Raw genomic sequence first — 17,836 nt, forward strand, 5'->3', positions numbered from 1 at the left:
CGCGGTCACTTGGCTGGTGCCTTCTTGTAGAAGGTGAACTCGTGGTTCGGGCTGAGCTCGGGATGCAGGATGGCGGACAGGTCTGCCAGTACCAGATCAGGACGGACGACGCCGGTCTGCCAGTAGTCGTTTCCGTGCTTCGGGTCATCACGCAGGACGGCGTTCCAGACGCTGCCGGTGCGCACTGCCTTGAGGGCCTTCATGCGCGGGTCGTCCTTGACGATGGCCGGAAGGGAGGCCTTTTCCGACTCGTTGATCTGACCGTCGATCCAGAAGTCGGCGTCATGGGCTTTCCTGAGGATCGTCTCGGTGTCCAGTTTCGATGAGACCACGCCGTGGACGTCGGTGAAGACGTACTCGCCGCCTGCGTCACGCAGGAACTGGATGGAGTAGTTCTCGTTGGACTTGATGTACCAGACACCCTTGAACTGGTAGCCGTAGAGCACGCTGGGTCGCGTCTTGACCTTGGCCGTGAGCTGGGTCGTCTCGTGGTATTTCTTGGCGATCTCGTCGTACTTCTCGTTGGCGACCTTCTCGGTGTTGACGAAGAGGGCGTCGTACTTGATCCACTCGGCTCGTCCCAGCGGCGTGTTCTCGAGGAAGTCGGGCTCGGCGACGACTGGGGTACCCATCTCCTTGACCTTGGCGAACTTGCCGGGGTCGTCGTGGCCGCTGATGATGAACAGGTCGGGACGCAGGGCGGCCAGCTTCTCGGTGTTGACCTCGGTGGTGCCGTCCCCGACGCCGAAGTCAGCGACCTTGTGATCCCTGAGGGCCTGACGGGTCTTCGGGTCACCGACCTTGTCCACACTGGCCATTCCGACCACGGCGTCCAGTTTGTTCATCATCTGGAACTTCATCGGCTCAGTGGTCGAACCCAGCGCCACCTTGGTGGTGGGGATGGTGATCCGCTGTGCCTTGGCGAGGTCACCGTCCAGCTTCGGCTGCGGGGCGCCGCACTGCACCAGGACGTACTGCACGGGTTTCTTCGCGGTGTTCGACGGGTTCTTGACCGTCACCACCTTGTACGACTTGTGGTACGACACGGTGAGGCCACGGGCATCACGGAAGGTCGCCTTGTCGGGGAAGTAGTCCTTCGAGGAGTCGAAGTCCTTGATACAGCCGGACGTACTCCCGCCGGTGTTGGCGGAGGACGATGCCGCCGGCTTGTCGCTCGGTGTAGGTTTGCCCTCGGAGCCCGAGCATCCTGCCAGCGCGAGGCTGGGGGCTACGAGGAGGGTGATGAGGGCCGAGATCTTCCTCGGCGTGGTCTTCGGGGTACTCACGCGGTTCTCCCTGCGGTCATGCCGCAGGACTCGCTGTGACACGCGCGTTGTGTGCCCGGCAGACTCCTACGGCGAGAGTCGTCACCTGCCACTCCGCAGGGAGTCGACCGGACTGAGCCGTGAGGCATCACCGTTGCGCGACAGTGTCGGATTCTCACCGACTTCGCTCGCTGAGGAGTGCCCCGGACCGAGTCCGATTCGAGGCAATCGCAGAGTAACACCCATGTGAACGGTGGTGAGCAAGGGGTGTGGTGATCCTCAGGTATCGAGCCCTCAGGATTCTGATGCGAGCCGACCAATGACCGTCCATGGCCGTCGCGGGGCCACCAGGGCGTGCAGTTCCTCGACGGCACCCGGACCACAGGCCAGTACGAGGCAGGTCGAGGGTCCTCCCGAGTGCATCAGGTCAACCTCCACCTTCCGCAACTCAGCCCGTAGTCCTGCGGCGGAGGCGAGCTGCGCCGCCTCCCAGGCGATCCCATGAGAACCCACCGGGACGCAGTCGTGGACCTTCCCGGAGGCAAGCAGGTCTCGCACCTCTGACACGGTCACGATCTCCCTCCGGCCTGGGGTGACGTCGTCGTCAGGGGCTGAGATGGGTGCCCCCACGCAGATCAGCACGTCACCATCATGAGCCCTGGGTGGCTCTCCTTCCGGCATGACGCCGATGACTGTCACGCCAATCCCGGTCTGGGTCGTCGCGACGTTGTCCTCCGTTGAGCCCGTGACCGCCTGGGGGTCAATTCCGGCGGTGACCGCGCAGTGGCGGAACTCTTCGATCATGGGCTCGGCGGACCTTCGATCCTGGCAGAGGGTGTCGACGAGGATGAGGGGGTGCGCACCGGCACACAACACCTCCAACAGCGGCACCCGCGCTCCCAGATGAGCACACCACACCGGGTCAGCCGGGTAGGAGTCGTCAGGACGCGGACCGATGCCACCGACGGTGTCGCAGGCGATGACCAGGCGAGACGCCGGGACATCGGCCATCAGCAGGTCACGCAGTCTGGTGACGGGCAGCGGGGACGAGGGGACATGGTTCGGGGCGGTCACGGTGCCATTCAATCGCGACCGCCCCGAAGCCGCACTGTCAGGGCGTCATGACGTCAGCACGTCACGGCAGGATGTCCTCGAAGTAAGTATTGTGCAGCAGCTTCGACAACAACCATCCGCCAGGCAGGCGTCCATCATTGAGTGTCTTGGCGGAGGCCAGCAGGGCCCGGATGTCGTACTGGGCCGGCCAGATCGGCGGGATGTCACGGTCGAGGTCGAGCAGCCCGTAGACGGCCATCATGGCGGTACGGGCCGATCCCTCGGTGGTGAAGATGCAGTCGTCGGGGGTCTCGACGAACTGTCCCAGGCAGGCCAGGTTCACGCAGCCGTCGGGGATAACCTCGGGTCGGTCGCCCTTGCCACGCGGCATGAAGAAGGCCGTGACGTGGGGCATCGTCGCGATGCGCACCTTCGTGTGGGCCTTGATTTCCTCGAACTGGTCGAGCAGACCGAAGTGGTAACAGTATTCCTTGAGTAGCTCCTCGCCGGTGCATTCCAGCATCGGCTTCTTGATGAGGTCGCCCTTCTTGAGCGGGTACAGGCCGTAGGCCCATGCGACACCCCAGTCCTTGGGCTGGCCATGGAACTGTGGCTGACGGTTCATCGTCAGGGAAATGCACCACGACGAGTCTTCGGCGGTGATGATGCCGCCGGTCACCGTGCGTCCGGACAGCGGATCGTTGCCCGTCAGTTCCTTGATCTTGCGCAGGAACGGGTGGTCGGCGCCGATGAAGTTGAAGCTGATCGACTGCCACACCGTCTTGTCGGCGTCGGCGCAGAAGACGTCGGGGCGCCCGAAGACCGGGGAGCGCTTCACGAGGTTGCGCCACAGCTCCCATCCGGCCTGCATGTCCTTGTGGTAGGGGGCAGGGGTGTCCATGTCGCCGTATCCGGTGCATTCAGTGAGCGAACCGTTCGTCACGAGGACGAGGTCCTTCGGCGTCATGTCGATGCGATGCTCGCCGCCTTCCTTGTCGCGCCACAGAATACCTCGGGCGATCTTGCGGTGGGCCGTGATCTCCAGGTCGACGTCGAAGACCAGTGACTCGTACTGGAAGTTGACGCCCTGGTCGGTCAGCCAGCGAACTAGCGGCACGACGAAGGAGTCGTACTGGTTGTACTTGGAGAACCGCAGGCACGACAGGTCGGAGAACCCGGGCAGGTATTGCAGGAAGCGGTGCATGTAGCGCTTGAGCTCGGTGAGCGACTGCCACTGCTCGAAGGCGAACATCGTCTTCCACAGGGTGTAGAAGGTCGAGTTGAGGAAATCGTCGTCGAACCAGTCCTCGATGGACTTGTAGTAGGTGTCTGACTCCTTGGCCAGCAGGAGCTTGACGATCGCCAGCTGACCTTTCTTGTTGAGGCCCATGTGGTAGGCGTCACGTTTGTGTCCGCAGTTGTTGATGATGCGGCAGTTGTTGACGTTGGGGTCGTTCTCGTTGGTGATGCGGAACTCGTCAAGTACCGAGTATGGGGCCGGCATTTCCAGGGCGGGAATGTCCTGCATGATGTCCCAGAAGCACTCGAAGTGTTGACCCATCTCGCGGCCACCGCGGGCGATGAAACCCTTCTCGGTGTCGCCGTTGCCGTCGAAGGCGCCGCCGGGAACCGTGAGTTCCTCGAGGATCGTGATGTTGGCGCCGGGCATCTGGCCGTCGCGGATGAGGAATGCGGCAGCGGTCAGGGCGGCGATGCCGGACCCGACGATGTAGGCCTTCCGCTCGGCGACGTCGTCGGGGGGAACGGGCCGGTTGTGGGTGTAGGTGCCCAGGTCGTTGTGGACGTAGGCGTTGCCGTCAGGGCTGACCGGGTAGCTGCGCTGATAAATCTTTTGGAAGTTCGTCATGATTCACTCCTCATACGACTTCGCCGGAGAGTTCTCCGGTGAACTCCAGCGTTGCCCACGATAGCGCCGATCGGCTGCGATGGACCCCCATTGTCATGAGACGTTCGCATGAGTTTTCTCAGGTGTTCTGCGTTGCCAGGGCTCGGGGGCAACCCCTCGTCGTAGCCGGGTGCCATACTTGGTTGTGGACACGGGGTGCGCCGTATCGGCGCTGAGATCACACCCGTGGAACCTGATCTAGTTCGCACTGGCGAAGGGATGTCCGCGATGACTTCTTCCATACCCATCAATTCGTCGCAGGGCTCAGCCCCGCGCGTCCTCTCGATTGCGGGAACGGATCCCTCCGGGGGCGCCGGCACTGCTGCCGACACCAAGTCCATCACCGCGGCTGGCGGGTACGCGATGGCCGCCGTCACCGCCCTGGTGGCCCAGAACACCCAAGGGGTGCGCGCGATCCACACCCCGCCCACCGAGTTCCTCACGCAGCAGTTGGCGGCGGTCAGTGACGACGTGGCGATCGACGCCGTCAAGACCGGCATGCTCGGCACCGTCGAGATCATCGAGACGGTCGCCGGGTTCCTTGACGAGCACCGTCCGCCCGTTGTCGTCGTCGACCCGGTCATGGTCGCCACCAGCGGGGACAGGCTCCTCGCCCCTGACGCTGAGGTGGCCATGCGCGAGTTCTGCCTCCGGGCAACCGTCATCACCCCGAACATCCCCGAGCTCGCAGTGCTGTGCCAGAGTGAACCGGCGAAGGATGCCGAGGAGGCCCTGGAACAAGCGCGCGGCTGGGCCAAGGAGACCGGGGTCGCCGTCATCGTCAAGACCGGCCATCTCGACTCCTCGCGCGTCGACAACATCTGGGTGACCCCGGAGGGGACGACGTACACCGCACAGATCACTCGGGTGGAGACGACGAACACCCACGGCACCGGATGTTCGCTGTCCTCGGCCCTGGCCACTCGGCTGGGTGCCGGGGACGCTCCCGGTGACGCCCTGGGCTGGGTCACCAACTGGCTGCACGAGGCGATCCAGCACGGGTCAGAGTTGAAGGTAGGCCGGGGACACGGTCCGGTGGACCACTCCCACCGGGCACGACGACTGTCCGCCGATGCCTCGGCGGTGGCCTGGTTCGGGCCGATTGAACCGCTGGCATCTCCCGAGACCCTGGTCGGCTCGTCGGAATCAGCACCCACGGCTGCGGTGGCCCCGGTTGGTCCGTGGACGACGGCCCTGTGGCAGGCCAGCGAGGATCTGGTCCGTCAGATCCAGGCATCGGACTTCGTCGCTGCCCTCGTCGACGGCACCTTGACAGGACACGCCTTCAACTTCTACCTCGGGCAGGACGCCCAGTACCTGGCCTGTTACTCACGAGCTCTGGCCGCTCTTGCGGCTCGCGCCGTCGATCCGCAGGACTCGGTGTGGTGGGCGCAGTCATCCCAGACCTGCATCGTCGAGGAGGCCGCCCTGCATCGCACCTGGTTGGCGGGACGCGATCATGTTCCGGCTGGTCCGGTGACGACGGCCTACACGGATTTCCTACTGGCACGAACCCTGGGTGACGACTACGTCGTCGGGGTGGCGTCGGTCCTGCCCTGCTTCTGGCTGTATGCCCAGGTGGGAGCTGGATTGCCGCAGGTTCCGGAAGGCCATCCCTATGCGTTGTGGCTCGACACCTATCGGGACCCGGAGTTCACCAAGGCCACCTCGCACACCCTCGATGTCGTCGAAAAGGCCTTCGAACAGGCCGGCCCGGCTGCTCGGGCACGCGCGGCCCACGCCTACCTGACTGCCTGCCGTCATGAACTGGAGTTCTTCGACCAGGCAATGCGCGTCTGAGTCACCATCACCCCACTTCAGACACACACCATCTTTCAAGGACCTGCCTTCATGACCACCACAACTTCACTGCGCACCGCCACGAACACCTCGTTGACGATGCCTCCCGAAGGACGGGCCGCCCTGCGTGCTGGCGTCGTCGGCAACTGGATTGACAACATCCACGTCTTCCTGCCCCTGACGGCCCTCGCCCCTGCGATGGCGGTGCTCGCCGGGCCCTCGGCCAGCGCCTCCATGGGCGCCCTCGTCGTCATCGCCATGCTGCTGGGGCGCCCCCTCGGCGGGATGATCTTCGGACGCATCTCCGACCGGCTGGGACGCACCCGCACCACTCGGGTGGCCATTGCCGGCACCGCGACCTGCGCGGGGCTCATTGCCGTCATGCCCACCCACCAGCTCATCGGGGCGTGGACGATTGGGCTCATCCTGCTGCTGCGATTCCTGGGCGGGATCTTCGTCGCCGGTGAGTACTCCGCCGCCATCCCGTTGGCGATGGAATGGTCATCTCCCAAGAAACGCGGCTTGGCGTCCGGGGTCATCCTGTCGATGGCTCCCTGGGCCCAGGCATCGATCGCCTTCGCCGTCGCCGTCATGCTGGCCGCTCTCGGGCCGGACCGCTACGCCGCATGGGGATGGCGCATCCTGTTCGTCATGGGCGCTGCGATGAGCATCGGGATGATCGTCTACTACTCCCGGCGAGTCTGCGACGCCCCTCTCTTCCACCGCTCCGACAACTCCAAGGAGGCATGGAAAACCCTGACCCCCGGTGTGCGTGAGGTCATCGCCGGGGCGTGGGCGCCGGCCTTCTGGCAGGTGTTCACCCTCATGACGGGGCTGTGGCTGCTCACCGACACCACCGTGCTGATCCTCACCGCGCGACTGCGTACCGACGCCGGGTTGACGGCTACGGCGACCTCCTGGGTGATGGGAGTCGCCTCCGTTGGTCAGGCGATCTTCATGGCGCTGGCCGGGCACTGGTCCACGAGGGTGGGACGACGCCGTCTGCTGGTGTGCTGGGGAATGAGCGCGGCGGTGCTCGGCCCGCTGCTGTGGTGGGGAGCGATCAGTTCCGCCTCGGCCGGCAGGGCAGCCGTCTTCGCCGTCGCCCTCCAGGTGGCGACGGTGTCGGCCTACGGTCCCATCTCGGCCTACCTGTCCGAGAGGTTCCCGACCGAGGTGCGTTCCACCGGTTACGGCATGGGGTACAGCCTGTCCCTCATCCTGCCGGCTCTGTACCCCTTCTACCTGCCGGGTCTGGAGAGAGTGTTCGGACACCTCGGTGCGGTGCTGGTCCTCGTCGTGCTGGGTGGTTTGCTGGTGGTGCTGGGCGCCGCCCTCGGACCGAGGCTTTCGGGGGCTGACATTGACGCTGACATCGACGAGGTGGCGAGGGTGGCATGACGATTGACGAGGTGGTGGCGGCTGCTCGAGGTAATCCGCCCATGGTTCACTGCCTCACCGCGACGGTGAGCATGTCACTGGTGGCCGATGGCCTGCTGGCTGCCGGGTTACGCCCGATGATGACCGAGACCCTCGAGGAGGCTCCGGTCGTCGTCTCGGCTGCTGACGCCCTGTCGGTCAACCTGGGCACCCTGTCCACCGATGGCATGGTTGGTATTCCGGCCACTGTCGCCGCTCGGCCCAAAGACATCCCGTGGGTCCTCGACCCGACCGCGATCGGGCTGGCCCCGGTGCGTACCCGGATGGCTCGGGAGTTTCTGAACGAGGGTCCCGACGTCGTCAAGGGGAATGCCTCCGAGATCCTTGCTCTCGTCGGAGGACGAGGGGGACGCGGGGCCGACTCCGCCGACACCCCCGAGCACGCCGTTGACGCGGCCGTCGAGGTGGCGCGACGAACCGGGGGAGTCGTGGTGGTGTCGGGGCCGACCGATGTCGTCGTCACTGCTGACGGAGTGGCCGAGAAGATCTCCCGAGGCCATCCGCTCATGGCCCGGGTGACCGGAACAGGCTGTCTACTAGGGGCATTGACTGCCGGATGCCTGGCGGCAGTGGACGATCCGATGGAGGCGGCGGTCGCGGCCGTCACCTGGTTCGACGTCGCCGGCGAGGTCGCGGCGGCCCGTGCCGGCGAGCCCGGTAGTTTTCGTGTGCAACTGCTCGACGCCCTTGACGAGGTCGCGAGAACCGGAGTGGAGGGGACGAGATGACCCTGGACCTGCGTTGCTACCTGGTGACCTCGGGAACCGACCGTCACACCGTCGAGACGGCTGCGCTGGCCGCCGGGGCCGGTGCCGGAATCGTCCAGGTGCGAGCCAAGACCCTGGCCACCCGGGACCTGCTGTCACTGGTCCTTCGGGTCGGCGAGGCGGTGCATCGTGCGAACCCGAAGACGCTGGTTGTGGTCGATGACAGGGCCGACGTCGCCTGGGCAGCGATGCGCGCCCGCGGGAACGTTCACGGTGTGCACCTGGGAGTCGAGGACCTTCCGGTGCGTGATGCCAGGGCCATGCTCGGGCCCGACGCCATCGTCGGTTACACCACCGGAACCCTGGACCTGGTGAGGTCGGCTGAGCCCTTCGCAGACGCCTTGGACTACCTAGGTGCCGGCCCCTTCCGGCCCACCCCGACGAAGGACTCCGGACGCCCGCCGCTGGGGGTGGAGGGGTACCCGGCTCTGGTGCAGGCGAGTTCTCTGCCCATCGTCGCGATCGGCGACGTCCAGGTTGACGACGTGGCTGCGCTGGCGACGACGGGCGTCGCAGGGGTTGCGATGGTGCGCGCCGTGATGGCCGCCGACGATCCTGCCACCGTCGTCGCGCAGGCCATCAAAGCATTTGATCGCGGTCGGGAGGGCTGCTTCCCCTCAGCCGAAAGGTGACGCCCATCACGCGTTCTGAACCGCTCGGCGCTCGTCCGTTGGTAAACCGTGAGGATCCCGTACACCCCCGTATGGGATCAGTGGGGGCGGGGCGGCGACCGCTTTACGACACGGTTACGAGATCCTGCTGGATCTCGGCATGCCGCGTCTGGAAGGGGTGCAGGTCATTGAGACGGTGCGGGATTGGTTCCAGGCGCCGATCCTGGTGATCTCTGGGCGGTCGGGGTCCGTGGGAGGTAGAGGGCCATTGAGGCCGGGGCTGACGGATACGGCACCAAGCCTTTTTGATGGATGAGTTGTTGGCGCAGATTCGGGCCCTGACGAGGAGGATCGGTCAGGACGAAGGAGGATAGCGAGCCGGTCATCCTTTCGGGTCAGTGCAGGCTGAGCTCATCTCGCACACCGTGACTCGCGAGATGATGCTGAGCCTGATCTGGGGTCGGAGTACGCTATCGGCACCGGGTATTTGCGGTTATACATTTTCCCAGCTGTGCACAAAGTTGGAGCCCGGCCGAGCAACCCTCGGTATCTCATCACCGACGCCAGAACGAGGGATCGGTTGGTGCTTGATCTGCAGGAGTGAACTCAGGCCCTAGTCTGAGCAGTCCATCAGGCGAGGTGTCCGTCAAGATGGCCTCCCACTCGCGTCGTGCGCGTGTCACAAGTCGTTGACGAGGTGCACGAGCTTCTCGGAGGTGCCATGGGCAAGGAGGGGAGAGTCCTCGATCTTGAGAGTTTGCGACAAGGGGTACACCCGCCAGGGATACACTCGATTGTAGGGACGACAGGTCCGGTACCGGCGGGTGTGCCCAAACCACCAGGGCGGCGGTTGGCCAGGGGATGTCCGTCGTGAAGCGCATGAAGTTGCCGGTAGCGACCCACGTGGATTCCGCTGCGAGCTGGGTGAGACGGCCGTGAAATCAATGGTCAGTCCGGGGTTCCCACATATCGTCGAGGCGCAGGATGTCGAGTTCCACGTGACGTATGCCAGGTTCGACCACTCGACATCCCCTCGGATGCCATCTGATGACTAGTCGAGCGGCGGCGAGCCATGCAGCGATCTGGCTCACCAGACGATAGTCTTGTATAGCCCGAAGAGTTCACCAGCTGGCCGAGCAGAAGAGGGTTGACATATGGATCTCGACAAGAACGAAGCCGCAGCCCTTAGCCGTCTCTTTTCTGCAGCGGTACTGCGAGACTTCAGCAAGTACGCACGCTCTCCGCTATTCGCAAGGTTACTTTTCCATACCCGCCTCAGCGCATTCGTGCCGTCTGAAGCGACTGTGGGAACCGCATTCAATCAAGCATTCGAGCTACTCAGTAAGTCAAAATTTCGTGACGACTACGTTTACCGGACTGCGATTACAGAGAAGATCCTCCTTGGCCGTCACAACTTGAACACTGCCACGCTTCTCAGCGAGGTTCGTGCTGGCTCATGCAAGGCTGACGTTGTCGTCCTAAATGGGACCTCTACCGCCTATGAGATTAAGTCTGAGCGCGACTCTCTGTCTCGACTGAGAAACCAACTCGAAAATTATCGTCAGGTGTTTGCTGCGGTAAATGTGGTGGTTAGCAAGTCGCATTTGCCGGAGGTTCTTCGCATTACGCCCGAGGATGTGGGAATCGTCACCCTATCTGAAAGGTATAGATTTCAGACCACTCGGGATCCTCAGAACAAGCCCGAACGCGTTAATCCGATGATGATCCTAGACATCTTGCGAATTGATGAAGCGACATCAATCTTGTCCCGTTTGGGGCGGGAAGTTCCGGACGTACCGAATACAAAGATTCGCTCTGAGCTTCAGCGCATCTTCGCCACTCTCGAACCGACCGTCGTCCACGAAGAGACGGTTAAAACTCTCAAGGCTAGCCGATCGCAGGCCAGCTTAGCCTCATTCATTAGTTCCGTTCCCGCTTCGGTGCGAGCGGCCTCATTAGCCGTAAACCCGACCCCCAGCAACAGAGTCCGCATCAAGGAAGCTGTTGACACTCCACTAGCCACGGCTCTTGCCTGGAGATGAGGATCGCATGTACTACCCCTATTTCCGAGGTAAGCAGTTTGAACTAATCGCAATTCGCGAATCGGTCGCTCTGCTCAGAGAATCCGGTTTCGTTCCCATTGTTGAGCCGGTGCGCGCATCCCTCGAAGGTCTGGACAAGACACTCATGTCCTTGACTGATGTCGGGGCTCAGGCGGTGGTGGTGGTGAATCCGCGATACGGAGATCATCGAGAGAATTGCGAGAAGATATTGGAGCTTCTTGAACGGAACTATCAAGGTAGTGACGTAATAAAAGGTGGAATTCTCCTCACGAGTGAAACTAGCCTAGATCAAGCACTTGATCTGATAAGTCGGGTGCGTGGTCTGGCCAAGGAACCCGAGAGACTTGAGGCAACCCTAATTCACGCTGGGTTTACAGACCCACGAGCCCTATCGGATCAACTTGGAGGAGTTGCAGAGGGCTTCCGAAACGTCTTTTTGACTGATCACGCGAATCGCCTCTATAGGAGACATTTCCAAGGAAAGCCGCGAATTTTGGTCAGCGATGGTTTCGTCCAGATGAGGAATGCGGACTATCCACCCGTTGAGGCATTCTCAGACCTGCATATTACTTTCCCGGAGGAAGGGATGGACGGTTATGGGGACTTTCTGACGGTTGGAGACAGCTACAGTGAAGGAGGCGGCCCCGCGTATGCTGTCGCTATCCATCTGACCTTCATTGACCCAGATCAAGATGACGCGATGTTCATTTATCATTTCAAGTCTGATACGAACGACACGCCAACCGATCCGGCCGGAAAGTTTGCACAGGCCTTGGGTAAGATGATCATGAAACTTGATTCTGGCGATTCGAAGCTTCTGGAGACTAGCGCCATTCGTGAGTTCCGAAACCTAAACGAACACGGCCACTTTCCTGGATTAGGGTATGTAAAGAAGCTTTCGATTAAACACCACCTGGAGACGCTCGCCAACTATCATTACGTCAACCGTAATGACTGAGAAATACTGCTGCGCAAATTGTTTCGGAGATCCGGGGCTAACCCAGAGTATTATTCCCAAGGTTATTGGGGATGGCACCGGTCAGCCTCGTGATGGCGACTGCGGCTACTGCGGAACTCGGAACACAATCACCATCAACCCTTCTGCATTGAGTCAATGGTTCGAGATGTTGGTCGATTGCTACGCCGAAAAAAGCGAGGGTAGATCTCTGGCAGCCCTGCTCGCAGAAGACTGGAGTCTATTCGATAACCCTAGTATGGATGAGGCGCACGCCAAGGAACTCCTTGCCGAGATCCTCAATGATGGCGAGATCGTCCGGCGTTCCTTCGTTCCTGTAAGACCGCGGATCAATGAGAAGCCTCAACAATGGGATGCTCTCCGTGATGAGATGATGCACCGTAACCGTTGGTTCCTCGATAAGCCAATTGATCTCGAGCGTCTTGCAGAGATGCTGGAGTTGCTAGTCGCGCCAGCCGGCGCGCTTAAGGAGATCACCGACGTGTGGCATCGCGCTCGCTTACTCTCGGATGACAAGCCCTTCTTTCTCTCCGAGATGGGCGCCCCGCCCGCTCACCTCGCCGGGCACGGGCGCGCAAATCCTGCAGGAATTCCATATCTATATCTCGGCTCAACTGCGACAACGGCAGTTTCTGAGGTCCGGCCGCATACAGGTGAAAAGGCTTGCATTGCGACTTTTCAAGTTCGCCCTATCCGGGCAATCGATCTCCGAGATCCCCGAAAGAGTGCCTCCCCGTTCATACTCGAGAATGCGGAGCAGATCATGTCGCTTAGATCTGGACTCCCGTTACTGGAACGCTTAGGTGAAGAGCTCACGAAGCCCGTGCAACCCCGCAGCGCAGCATATGAGTACATACCAAGTCAGTACCTATGTGAATTCATTAAGAAGCGAGGATACCAAGGAGTTATCTACCGGAGCTCCGTTAGCGACGGTGTCAACTTGGCACTCTTCTCCCCGGAGCACGCCTCCCCTGTGGAGACGAAGGTCATTCTCGTGGATCGTGTGACGGTAGTCATTGCAGGCGCTGCGTGAGCCTGATCAAACCCTCGAGCTAGAATCAACGTTCGCTGCGGGTCGGCCAATAATCAACTCTCGCCCCGCACAACAACTGTGGAGTGGTACATCTCTGGAAGATCGAGGTTCCGGCCCGTCGGTTTCGGCTCGACGAATACACGTCCAGCGACCATTCCTTGCAGGGTCACGCATCGCCCAAAGGGGCGTCGTTCCTCGATCTGCAAGACGCGTGGCAGTCTTCACTGGTGAGTTTATGCGGCTACGTCAACCCAACGTGGGCCGCGTCGCCAGGGCTGCTGCGAGGAGAGACGGGAGTAGGCCGGGGAACGGAGCTGCGAGTCCCTTCATGCGGTGACTGAGAGTGGATTTAGAGACCGGGGCATCGATCTCACCCCTCTCACCATCGGAGAGCAGTTGAACGATCCCCGGCCGTAATGGGTCGGAGAGCGCGGCCAAGACACGGATCAGGGACAGCTTCCCGCAGCTGGGGACTGATCCACGGAGTGCCCTGGCCTCAGGCCCCCGACTCTAGCTTGTTCGATATTCGTGAAACATAGAACACTTTTGTGTCCGTGACCATCTTCGGGGAAGCCCATGCCTCGAACATCGTTATGGCTCTCGGCTCTGCCCATCGCCATCTTTGCCTCTCGTATCGCTGGCGTCCTCAACTGCGTTGCTGCTGACCTCAACACCACGCCCGGAACCGCCGGGCAGCTCCTCACCGGATTCACACCTGCCTTCGCATTCGGTGCGTCCATGTTTGCGGTGTTGTTCGATTGTTTTCTCACACACAAGAACGTATTCATGGCAGGACTGACGATGTTCGTGATCGCGAACCGGGGTTGTGCACGTGCGCCGGCCTGTTCAGCCTGCTGCTATTCCGGATCATTACTAGCCTGTCCGCGGTCGCGGTGTCTATCACTGCGTTCACGGTCGCTGCCCAAGGAGCCTCGAGGGGCAAGCAGGGGACCTTCCTGTCGGTGGTGACAGCGGGGTTTACGGTCGCATTGTTCAAGGGAGGTCCGGTCGGCACATGGTTCTCGCGATCTTCCTGTGCGGTGCGGTGGGCTGATGTTCTATAACTACCTCGGTCCTATCACCCTCACCCTCCTTGGCAGCGACAGCTTGATTCCTCTTCTGCTTCTGATCGTGGACTTGGATGGTATACGCTCTGCGCTACCCGGCGGGCCCTTGGCCAACATCATCGGTCCGCGCCGCGCACGTCTGGCAGTCTTGACACGTACTCGCACTCATCGCCACGCTCAGCACCCGTTACCGCAGTGGTAGGCATAGGTCGATGCAGGCCAGCACCGTCGCAGCCGCTCTCGAGACAGCCATGGCCGCCGGTTCACTGAACATCTCCGGCCTTTATCTTGGCACAGCCGTCGCCGGAGCGCTCGGTGCGCCATCGTCGACAACATCGGGCAGGTCCGCTACCAAAGCGCTCTCCAACCTGGCGCTCACGAACCCATCGTCAACCCCGAAACCTGGCAGCAGGTCCAGACCCTCCTGGGCACCCCGCCACCGCCCCTGACTGCAGACACCTGCAAGTCGCGATTGCAGGGCGACTAACGCTTGCAACTTATTTTGCGTGCGCTTCGCCTGCTACATCTGCACCGGACGAGCCACCCGCACCACAACGTGCACGAGGAAAGCCGTACCTGTCGGCATTACTGAACAACTCGTCGCCGGTTGCCCCCAGTATGTCGTCATTGCCCCGGCTACCTACGCGCAGGTTGCAGCCGCCTTCGAGCAGCGGTTCGCTGAGCGGTCTCAGGCCATCACGACCGCACCGCTACCAAACAGCGACTGGAGGCTGCCGTGGCAGCCATGCCCCTCGAAGCCTACTCAGCGGACGCTATCGGCCTCCTTTACCCCTGAAACGTCACCAAGATCAAATTTGCATCGCCCTGGCGGACGTCATCAAAAATGCCTGGACACTGGGCGGCACGACCACGAGGGTCCCGCTAGCACGTCGCCGCCGGCCCCACATCCGGCTGATGTCAGGTGTGCTAATACGTCTGATCTGGTGGAGCATAGGGGATTCGAACCCCTGACCTACTGCTTGCAAAGCAGCCGCGCTACCAACTGCGCCAATGCCCCGTGGACTTGGACAGTCTAGAGGAACATGGGGCGTTTGGGCGAGTCACATCCTGGGAGCAATCAGCCAAATCTGCCAAAAACTGCCATGGTGACGTTGCCATCCCGCTTTTCGGAGCAGTTTTTGGCAGATTCGCCTGACACGTTCGAGTTACGACAGCACCTCGGTGGGGCTGACGACGACTGCCTCCAACCCACGCTTGGCCAATGCCGGAGCCAGATCCTCCGCTCGACCGCAGATACCGATGCGCCAGTCGTCGGGGTTGAGAAGTTGGCGCCACGCAGTGTTGGCTGACCATTCCTGACCATCCGCCTTCACCGAGGCCACTGCAGCCAGGTGATCGTCGACCCAGGTTGGCGCCAGACCCGCCCGCACCAGAGCAGCCACCTGATGAGCCACCGAACCGGCGGTGTCGTACTGCAGCGGAGCAATCCCCACCAAGTGGTCACGGGCGGAATCAACCTCGTCGTCACGCAGGTCGTCCTCGGACGTGAGAATACTCAACGCCTCGGCGACGGCGTCGGCCCCGACCTCGGTCCGGAAGGACCCAGCGACCGTCGTCACCCCGCCGTCAGGCAGTGGACGAGCTGACATCCCGACCCCATAGGACCATCCCTTGTCCTCGCGCAGCACTTGGTTGAGCCGCGACCCGAAGGTTCCGCCCAAGGCCCCACACGCCACCTTGAGGGCTCCCCACCCAGGGTGGGCTCTCCCCACCGTGGCCTGCTGGATCCTCACATCGGCCTGCACGGCGTCGGGGCGGTCGACGAGGATCACTCGTGGCCCACCGACCCGAGGTGTGGCCGGAACGATCTCCGCCGCTGACCCGGTGGCCGTCCATTGCTCGAACACCGACAGATCGAGGTCCTCGACCCCTTCGCCGGCCACCACCAGCACGGCATCGCTGAGGGTCCAATGCGCGGCCCAGAACTCCCGGACAGCCTCGGCGTCGAGCTTCTCTACCGATGTCAGGGTGCCAATGGTTGGTAACGCCGACCTCGACCCCTCCGGCCACAGGGCACGGGCGGCTGCGAGCCCGGACAAGGCCGATCCACGCTGAGCCGTCTGGGCCAGGGAGGCTCGTGCCATGTCGATCTGGCGGGAGACGTCGGCCTGGGCCAGGCTGGTGATCCGCAACAGCTCGACGAAGAGCTCGGCAGCGGCATCGAACCTCGTGGCGGGAACGTCGACGCCAACGTGGCTGCCGGCCAGACCAGCCGACCCGTCGTAGCTGGCCCCGATCGATTCCATCACCTCCGCAAAGGCGGCGCCGGGGTGAGGGCCGGTCGACTCGTCGGCGGTGCGGACGACGAGTCCGGCCAAACCTTCGAGACCAGCAGGCTCGACGCTCAGGGGCGCGTCCAACCCGATTTCCATGGTGATGATGCGCTGACCGGGCATGGGCACGCGCACCACCGTCAGTCCGGTGGACAGGGTCTCGACGATGCACTCCGGGAAGGACCACGGCGAGCCGGGCCGCACATCGGGACGATCATTGAGGGTCTCCATCACGCCTCCTTGTGGACGACGGTCGATGACTGGTCGGGGGAAAGCCACCGTTTCGCGGCCTCGGCGACCTGGTCGGGGGTGATCGCACGCACTCGGTCGAGGTGGGTGTTGACAAGGCAGGCGTCTCCCAGCAGGGTCTCGTGCATGTTGAGCAGGTCGGCCCGCTCGTCGACGACGGCGAGGGACTCCAACCAACCCCTCTCCACCTGGGACCGGGCTCGCTCCAGCTCGGCCTCGTGCGGTCCATTGGTGGCGAAATCGGCGATGATCTCGTCAACGACCCCGGTCAGCTCCTCCTCGCGGACTCCTGGCTTGAGGTGGGCCGACACCAGGGCCGCCGAGGACCCCCGCGACAGCCCGAAGTCGTTCATCGCGACGCCGTCGACCAAGTGACGTTCCCTTTCCAGGATGCGGATGAGACGCGAACTCATCCCGGACCCGATGACGTCCATGGCCATCGCCACGGCGAGGCTGTCGAGATCGGTGATGGGCGGGGTGGCCCAGCACCGGGTTACCGCGGTCCGAGGCACCGGGCGCTCAACGACCACCCGTCGGTTGTCGTGGCGAATTGGTTCCTGAATGCGCGGCGGGAGATCTCCGGTTGCAGTGGGTACCGCGCCCAGGTACTTCTCGGCGAGAACGAGACCTTCGTCAGCCTCGACACACCCGGAGATGACGAGAACAGCGTTGTCGGGTCGATACCAGGTGGAGTGGAAGGCCGTCACGTCGTCGAGGTGGGCGGCGTCGAGGTCAGGCACCGAACCGATGGCCGGGTGCCCATACGGGTGTGCCTGCCCGAATCGCCCGTCCAGGAGCAGATCGAGCAGGTCGCCATAAGGGGTGTTGTCGTAGCGCTGGCGCTTCTCCTCCTTGACGACCTCCCGCTGGGTGGCGAGGTTTTCCTCGGTGACGGCCAGGTGGGCCAATCGCTCGGCCTCAAACCACAACGCCAGCTCCAACGCCCCGGCGGGAACCGTCTCGTAGTAATTGGTGCGGTCGAAGCTGGTGGACGCATTGGCCGACCCTCCCACCGCCTCGATGGTGGCCAGGTGCTCGCTCGACGCGATGCCGCTCGTGGTGCCCGAGAACATCAGGTGTTCGAAGAGGTGGGCGAAGCCGAAATGGCCGATCTCCTCGTCGGCCGATCCCACCTGGTACCAGATGTTGACGGCAACACCGGGGGAGGTGGTGTCCGGGTTGACGACCACGCGCATTCCGTTGTCAAGGGTCGCGCGGTGGAGATGGAGGCCTTCTGACATGGGTTCGAGCATAGGGGCAGCCGGTGACGTCGTGGGGCAGTCCGTGGTGGTGATGTGGTTTCTGAACTTCG

Annotated in this window: 12 protein-coding genes, 1 tRNA gene, 1 pseudogene and 1 riboswitch; of the genes and pseudogenes, 8 read left to right on the forward strand and 6 right to left on the reverse strand. The window is 62.6% G+C overall.

What is annotated here, in order from left to right; all coding sequences use genetic code 11:
- Positions 1-5 precede the first annotated feature (5 nt).
- The 3 genes from ACSJJT_RS10465 to ACSJJT_RS10475 form a co-directional block, all read right to left on the reverse strand.
- Entirely contained in the window at positions 6-1,286 is a 1,281-nt protein-coding gene (locus ACSJJT_RS10465) for an ABC transporter substrate-binding protein (protein WP_435918219.1), read from the reverse strand.
- Positions 1,287-1,559: 273 nt separating this feature from the next.
- Complete coding sequence (locus ACSJJT_RS10470) at positions 1,560-2,339, reverse strand: AIR synthase related protein (RefSeq protein WP_435918220.1); 780 nt, start codon at positions 2,337-2,339, stop codon at positions 1,560-1,562.
- A gap of 61 nt (positions 2,340-2,400) precedes the next feature.
- Positions 2,401-4,185: an oleate hydratase gene (locus ACSJJT_RS10475; protein WP_435918221.1), complete on the reverse strand. Its 1,785-nt coding sequence runs from the start codon at positions 4,183-4,185 to the stop codon at positions 2,401-2,403.
- A 181-nt stretch (positions 4,186-4,366) separates the two neighbouring features.
- A riboswitch (TPP riboswitch) is annotated at positions 4,367-4,461 on the forward strand.
- Between ACSJJT_RS10475 and ACSJJT_RS10480 the strand changes: the two genes are divergently transcribed.
- The 8 genes and pseudogenes from ACSJJT_RS10480 to ACSJJT_RS10515 all read left to right on the forward strand — a co-directional run bounded on the left by ACSJJT_RS10480 (position 4,444) and on the right by ACSJJT_RS10515 (position 12,914).
- Complete coding sequence (locus tag ACSJJT_RS10480) at positions 4,444-6,024, forward strand: bifunctional hydroxymethylpyrimidine kinase/phosphomethylpyrimidine kinase (protein WP_221268593.1); 1,581 nt, start codon at positions 4,444-4,446, stop codon at positions 6,022-6,024. It overlaps the preceding riboswitch by 18 nt.
- A 51-nt stretch (positions 6,025-6,075) precedes the next feature.
- Complete coding sequence (locus ACSJJT_RS10485) at positions 6,076-7,425, forward strand: MFS transporter (protein WP_435918222.1); 1,350 nt, start codon at positions 6,076-6,078, stop codon at positions 7,423-7,425.
- The gene (gene thiM / locus ACSJJT_RS10490) at positions 7,422-8,192 is read left to right on the forward strand and encodes a hydroxyethylthiazole kinase (protein WP_435918223.1); all 771 of its coding nucleotides are present in this window, start codon (positions 7,422-7,424) and stop codon (positions 8,190-8,192) included. Before ACSJJT_RS10485 ends, thiM begins: the two co-directional genes overlap by 4 nt.
- The gene (locus ACSJJT_RS10495) at positions 8,189-8,863 is read left to right on the forward strand and encodes a thiamine phosphate synthase (protein WP_435918224.1); all 675 of its coding nucleotides are present in this window, start codon (positions 8,189-8,191) and stop codon (positions 8,861-8,863) included. The genes thiM and ACSJJT_RS10495 overlap by 4 nt, the downstream gene beginning before the upstream one ends.
- Before the next feature lie 121 nt (positions 8,864-8,984).
- Positions 8,985-9,446: pseudogene (locus ACSJJT_RS10500) on the forward strand (response regulator); the annotation flags it as partial.
- A gap of 550 nt (positions 9,447-9,996) precedes the next feature.
- Complete coding sequence (locus tag ACSJJT_RS10505) at positions 9,997-10,884, forward strand: sce7726 family protein (RefSeq protein WP_316088211.1); 888 nt, start codon at positions 9,997-9,999, stop codon at positions 10,882-10,884.
- Positions 10,885-10,891: 7 nt separating this feature from the next.
- Positions 10,892-11,863 (forward strand): sce7725 family protein, encoded by a 972-nt coding sequence (locus ACSJJT_RS10510; RefSeq protein WP_435918225.1) that lies wholly within the window; start codon positions 10,892-10,894, stop codon positions 11,861-11,863.
- Positions 11,856-12,914 carry an RES family NAD+ phosphorylase gene (locus ACSJJT_RS10515; protein ID WP_435918226.1) on the forward strand — a complete coding sequence of 353 codons (1,059 nt, stop codon included), beginning with the start codon at positions 11,856-11,858 and terminating at the stop codon, positions 12,912-12,914. The genes ACSJJT_RS10510 and ACSJJT_RS10515 overlap by 8 nt, the downstream gene beginning before the upstream one ends.
- 2,009 nt (positions 12,915-14,923) lie before the next feature.
- Here ACSJJT_RS10515 and ACSJJT_RS10520 read toward each other — a convergent pair.
- The 3 genes from ACSJJT_RS10520 to ACSJJT_RS10530 all read right to left on the reverse strand — a co-directional run bounded on the left by ACSJJT_RS10520 (position 14,924) and on the right by ACSJJT_RS10530 (position 17,777).
- A tRNA-Ala gene (locus ACSJJT_RS10520) sits at positions 14,924-14,999 on the reverse strand.
- 148 nt (positions 15,000-15,147) lie between these two features.
- Positions 15,148-16,398, reverse strand: a complete 1,251-nt coding sequence (locus ACSJJT_RS10525; protein ID WP_435918314.1) for a M16 family metallopeptidase — start codon at positions 16,396-16,398, stop codon at positions 15,148-15,150.
- A 107-nt stretch (positions 16,399-16,505) separates the two neighbouring features.
- Positions 16,506-17,777 (reverse strand): M16 family metallopeptidase, encoded by a 1,272-nt coding sequence (locus ACSJJT_RS10530; RefSeq protein WP_435918227.1) that lies wholly within the window; start codon positions 17,775-17,777, stop codon positions 16,506-16,508.
- Between the last annotated feature and the right edge of the window lie 59 nt (positions 17,778-17,836).

Source organism: Cutibacterium nasicola (assembly GCF_051303185.1).
Classification (GTDB): domain Bacteria; phylum Actinomycetota; class Actinomycetes; order Propionibacteriales; family Propionibacteriaceae; genus Cutibacterium.

Excerpts from the sequence above, each read along its gene's own strand:
- ACSJJT_RS10510 (WP_435918225.1), top strand. The coding sequence starts at position 10,892 with ATGTACTACCCCTATTTCCGAGGTAAGCAGTTTGAACTAATCGCAATT.
- ACSJJT_RS10480 (WP_221268593.1), top strand. The coding sequence starts at position 4,444 with ATGTCCGCGATGACTTCTTCCATACCCATCAATTCGTCGCAGGGCTCA.
- thiM (WP_435918223.1), top strand. The coding sequence starts at position 7,422 with ATGACGATTGACGAGGTGGTGGCGGCTGCTCGAGGTAATCCGCCCATG.
- ACSJJT_RS10515 (WP_435918226.1), top strand. The coding sequence starts at position 11,856 with ATGACTGAGAAATACTGCTGCGCAAATTGTTTCGGAGATCCGGGGCTA.
- ACSJJT_RS10505 (WP_316088211.1), top strand. The coding sequence starts at position 9,997 with ATGGATCTCGACAAGAACGAAGCCGCAGCCCTTAGCCGTCTCTTTTCT.
- ACSJJT_RS10530 (WP_435918227.1), bottom strand. The coding sequence starts at position 17,777 with ATGCTCGAACCCATGTCAGAAGGCCTCCATCTCCACCGCGCGACCCTT.
- ACSJJT_RS10475 (WP_435918221.1), bottom strand. The coding sequence starts at position 4,185 with ATGACGAACTTCCAAAAGATTTATCAGCGCAGCTACCCGGTCAGCCCT.
- ACSJJT_RS10485 (WP_435918222.1), top strand. The coding sequence starts at position 6,076 with ATGACCACCACAACTTCACTGCGCACCGCCACGAACACCTCGTTGACG.
- ACSJJT_RS10495 (WP_435918224.1), top strand. The coding sequence starts at position 8,189 with ATGACCCTGGACCTGCGTTGCTACCTGGTGACCTCGGGAACCGACCGT.
- ACSJJT_RS10525 (WP_435918314.1), bottom strand. The coding sequence starts at position 16,398 with ATGCCCGGTCAGCGCATCATCACCATGGAAATCGGGTTGGACGCGCCC.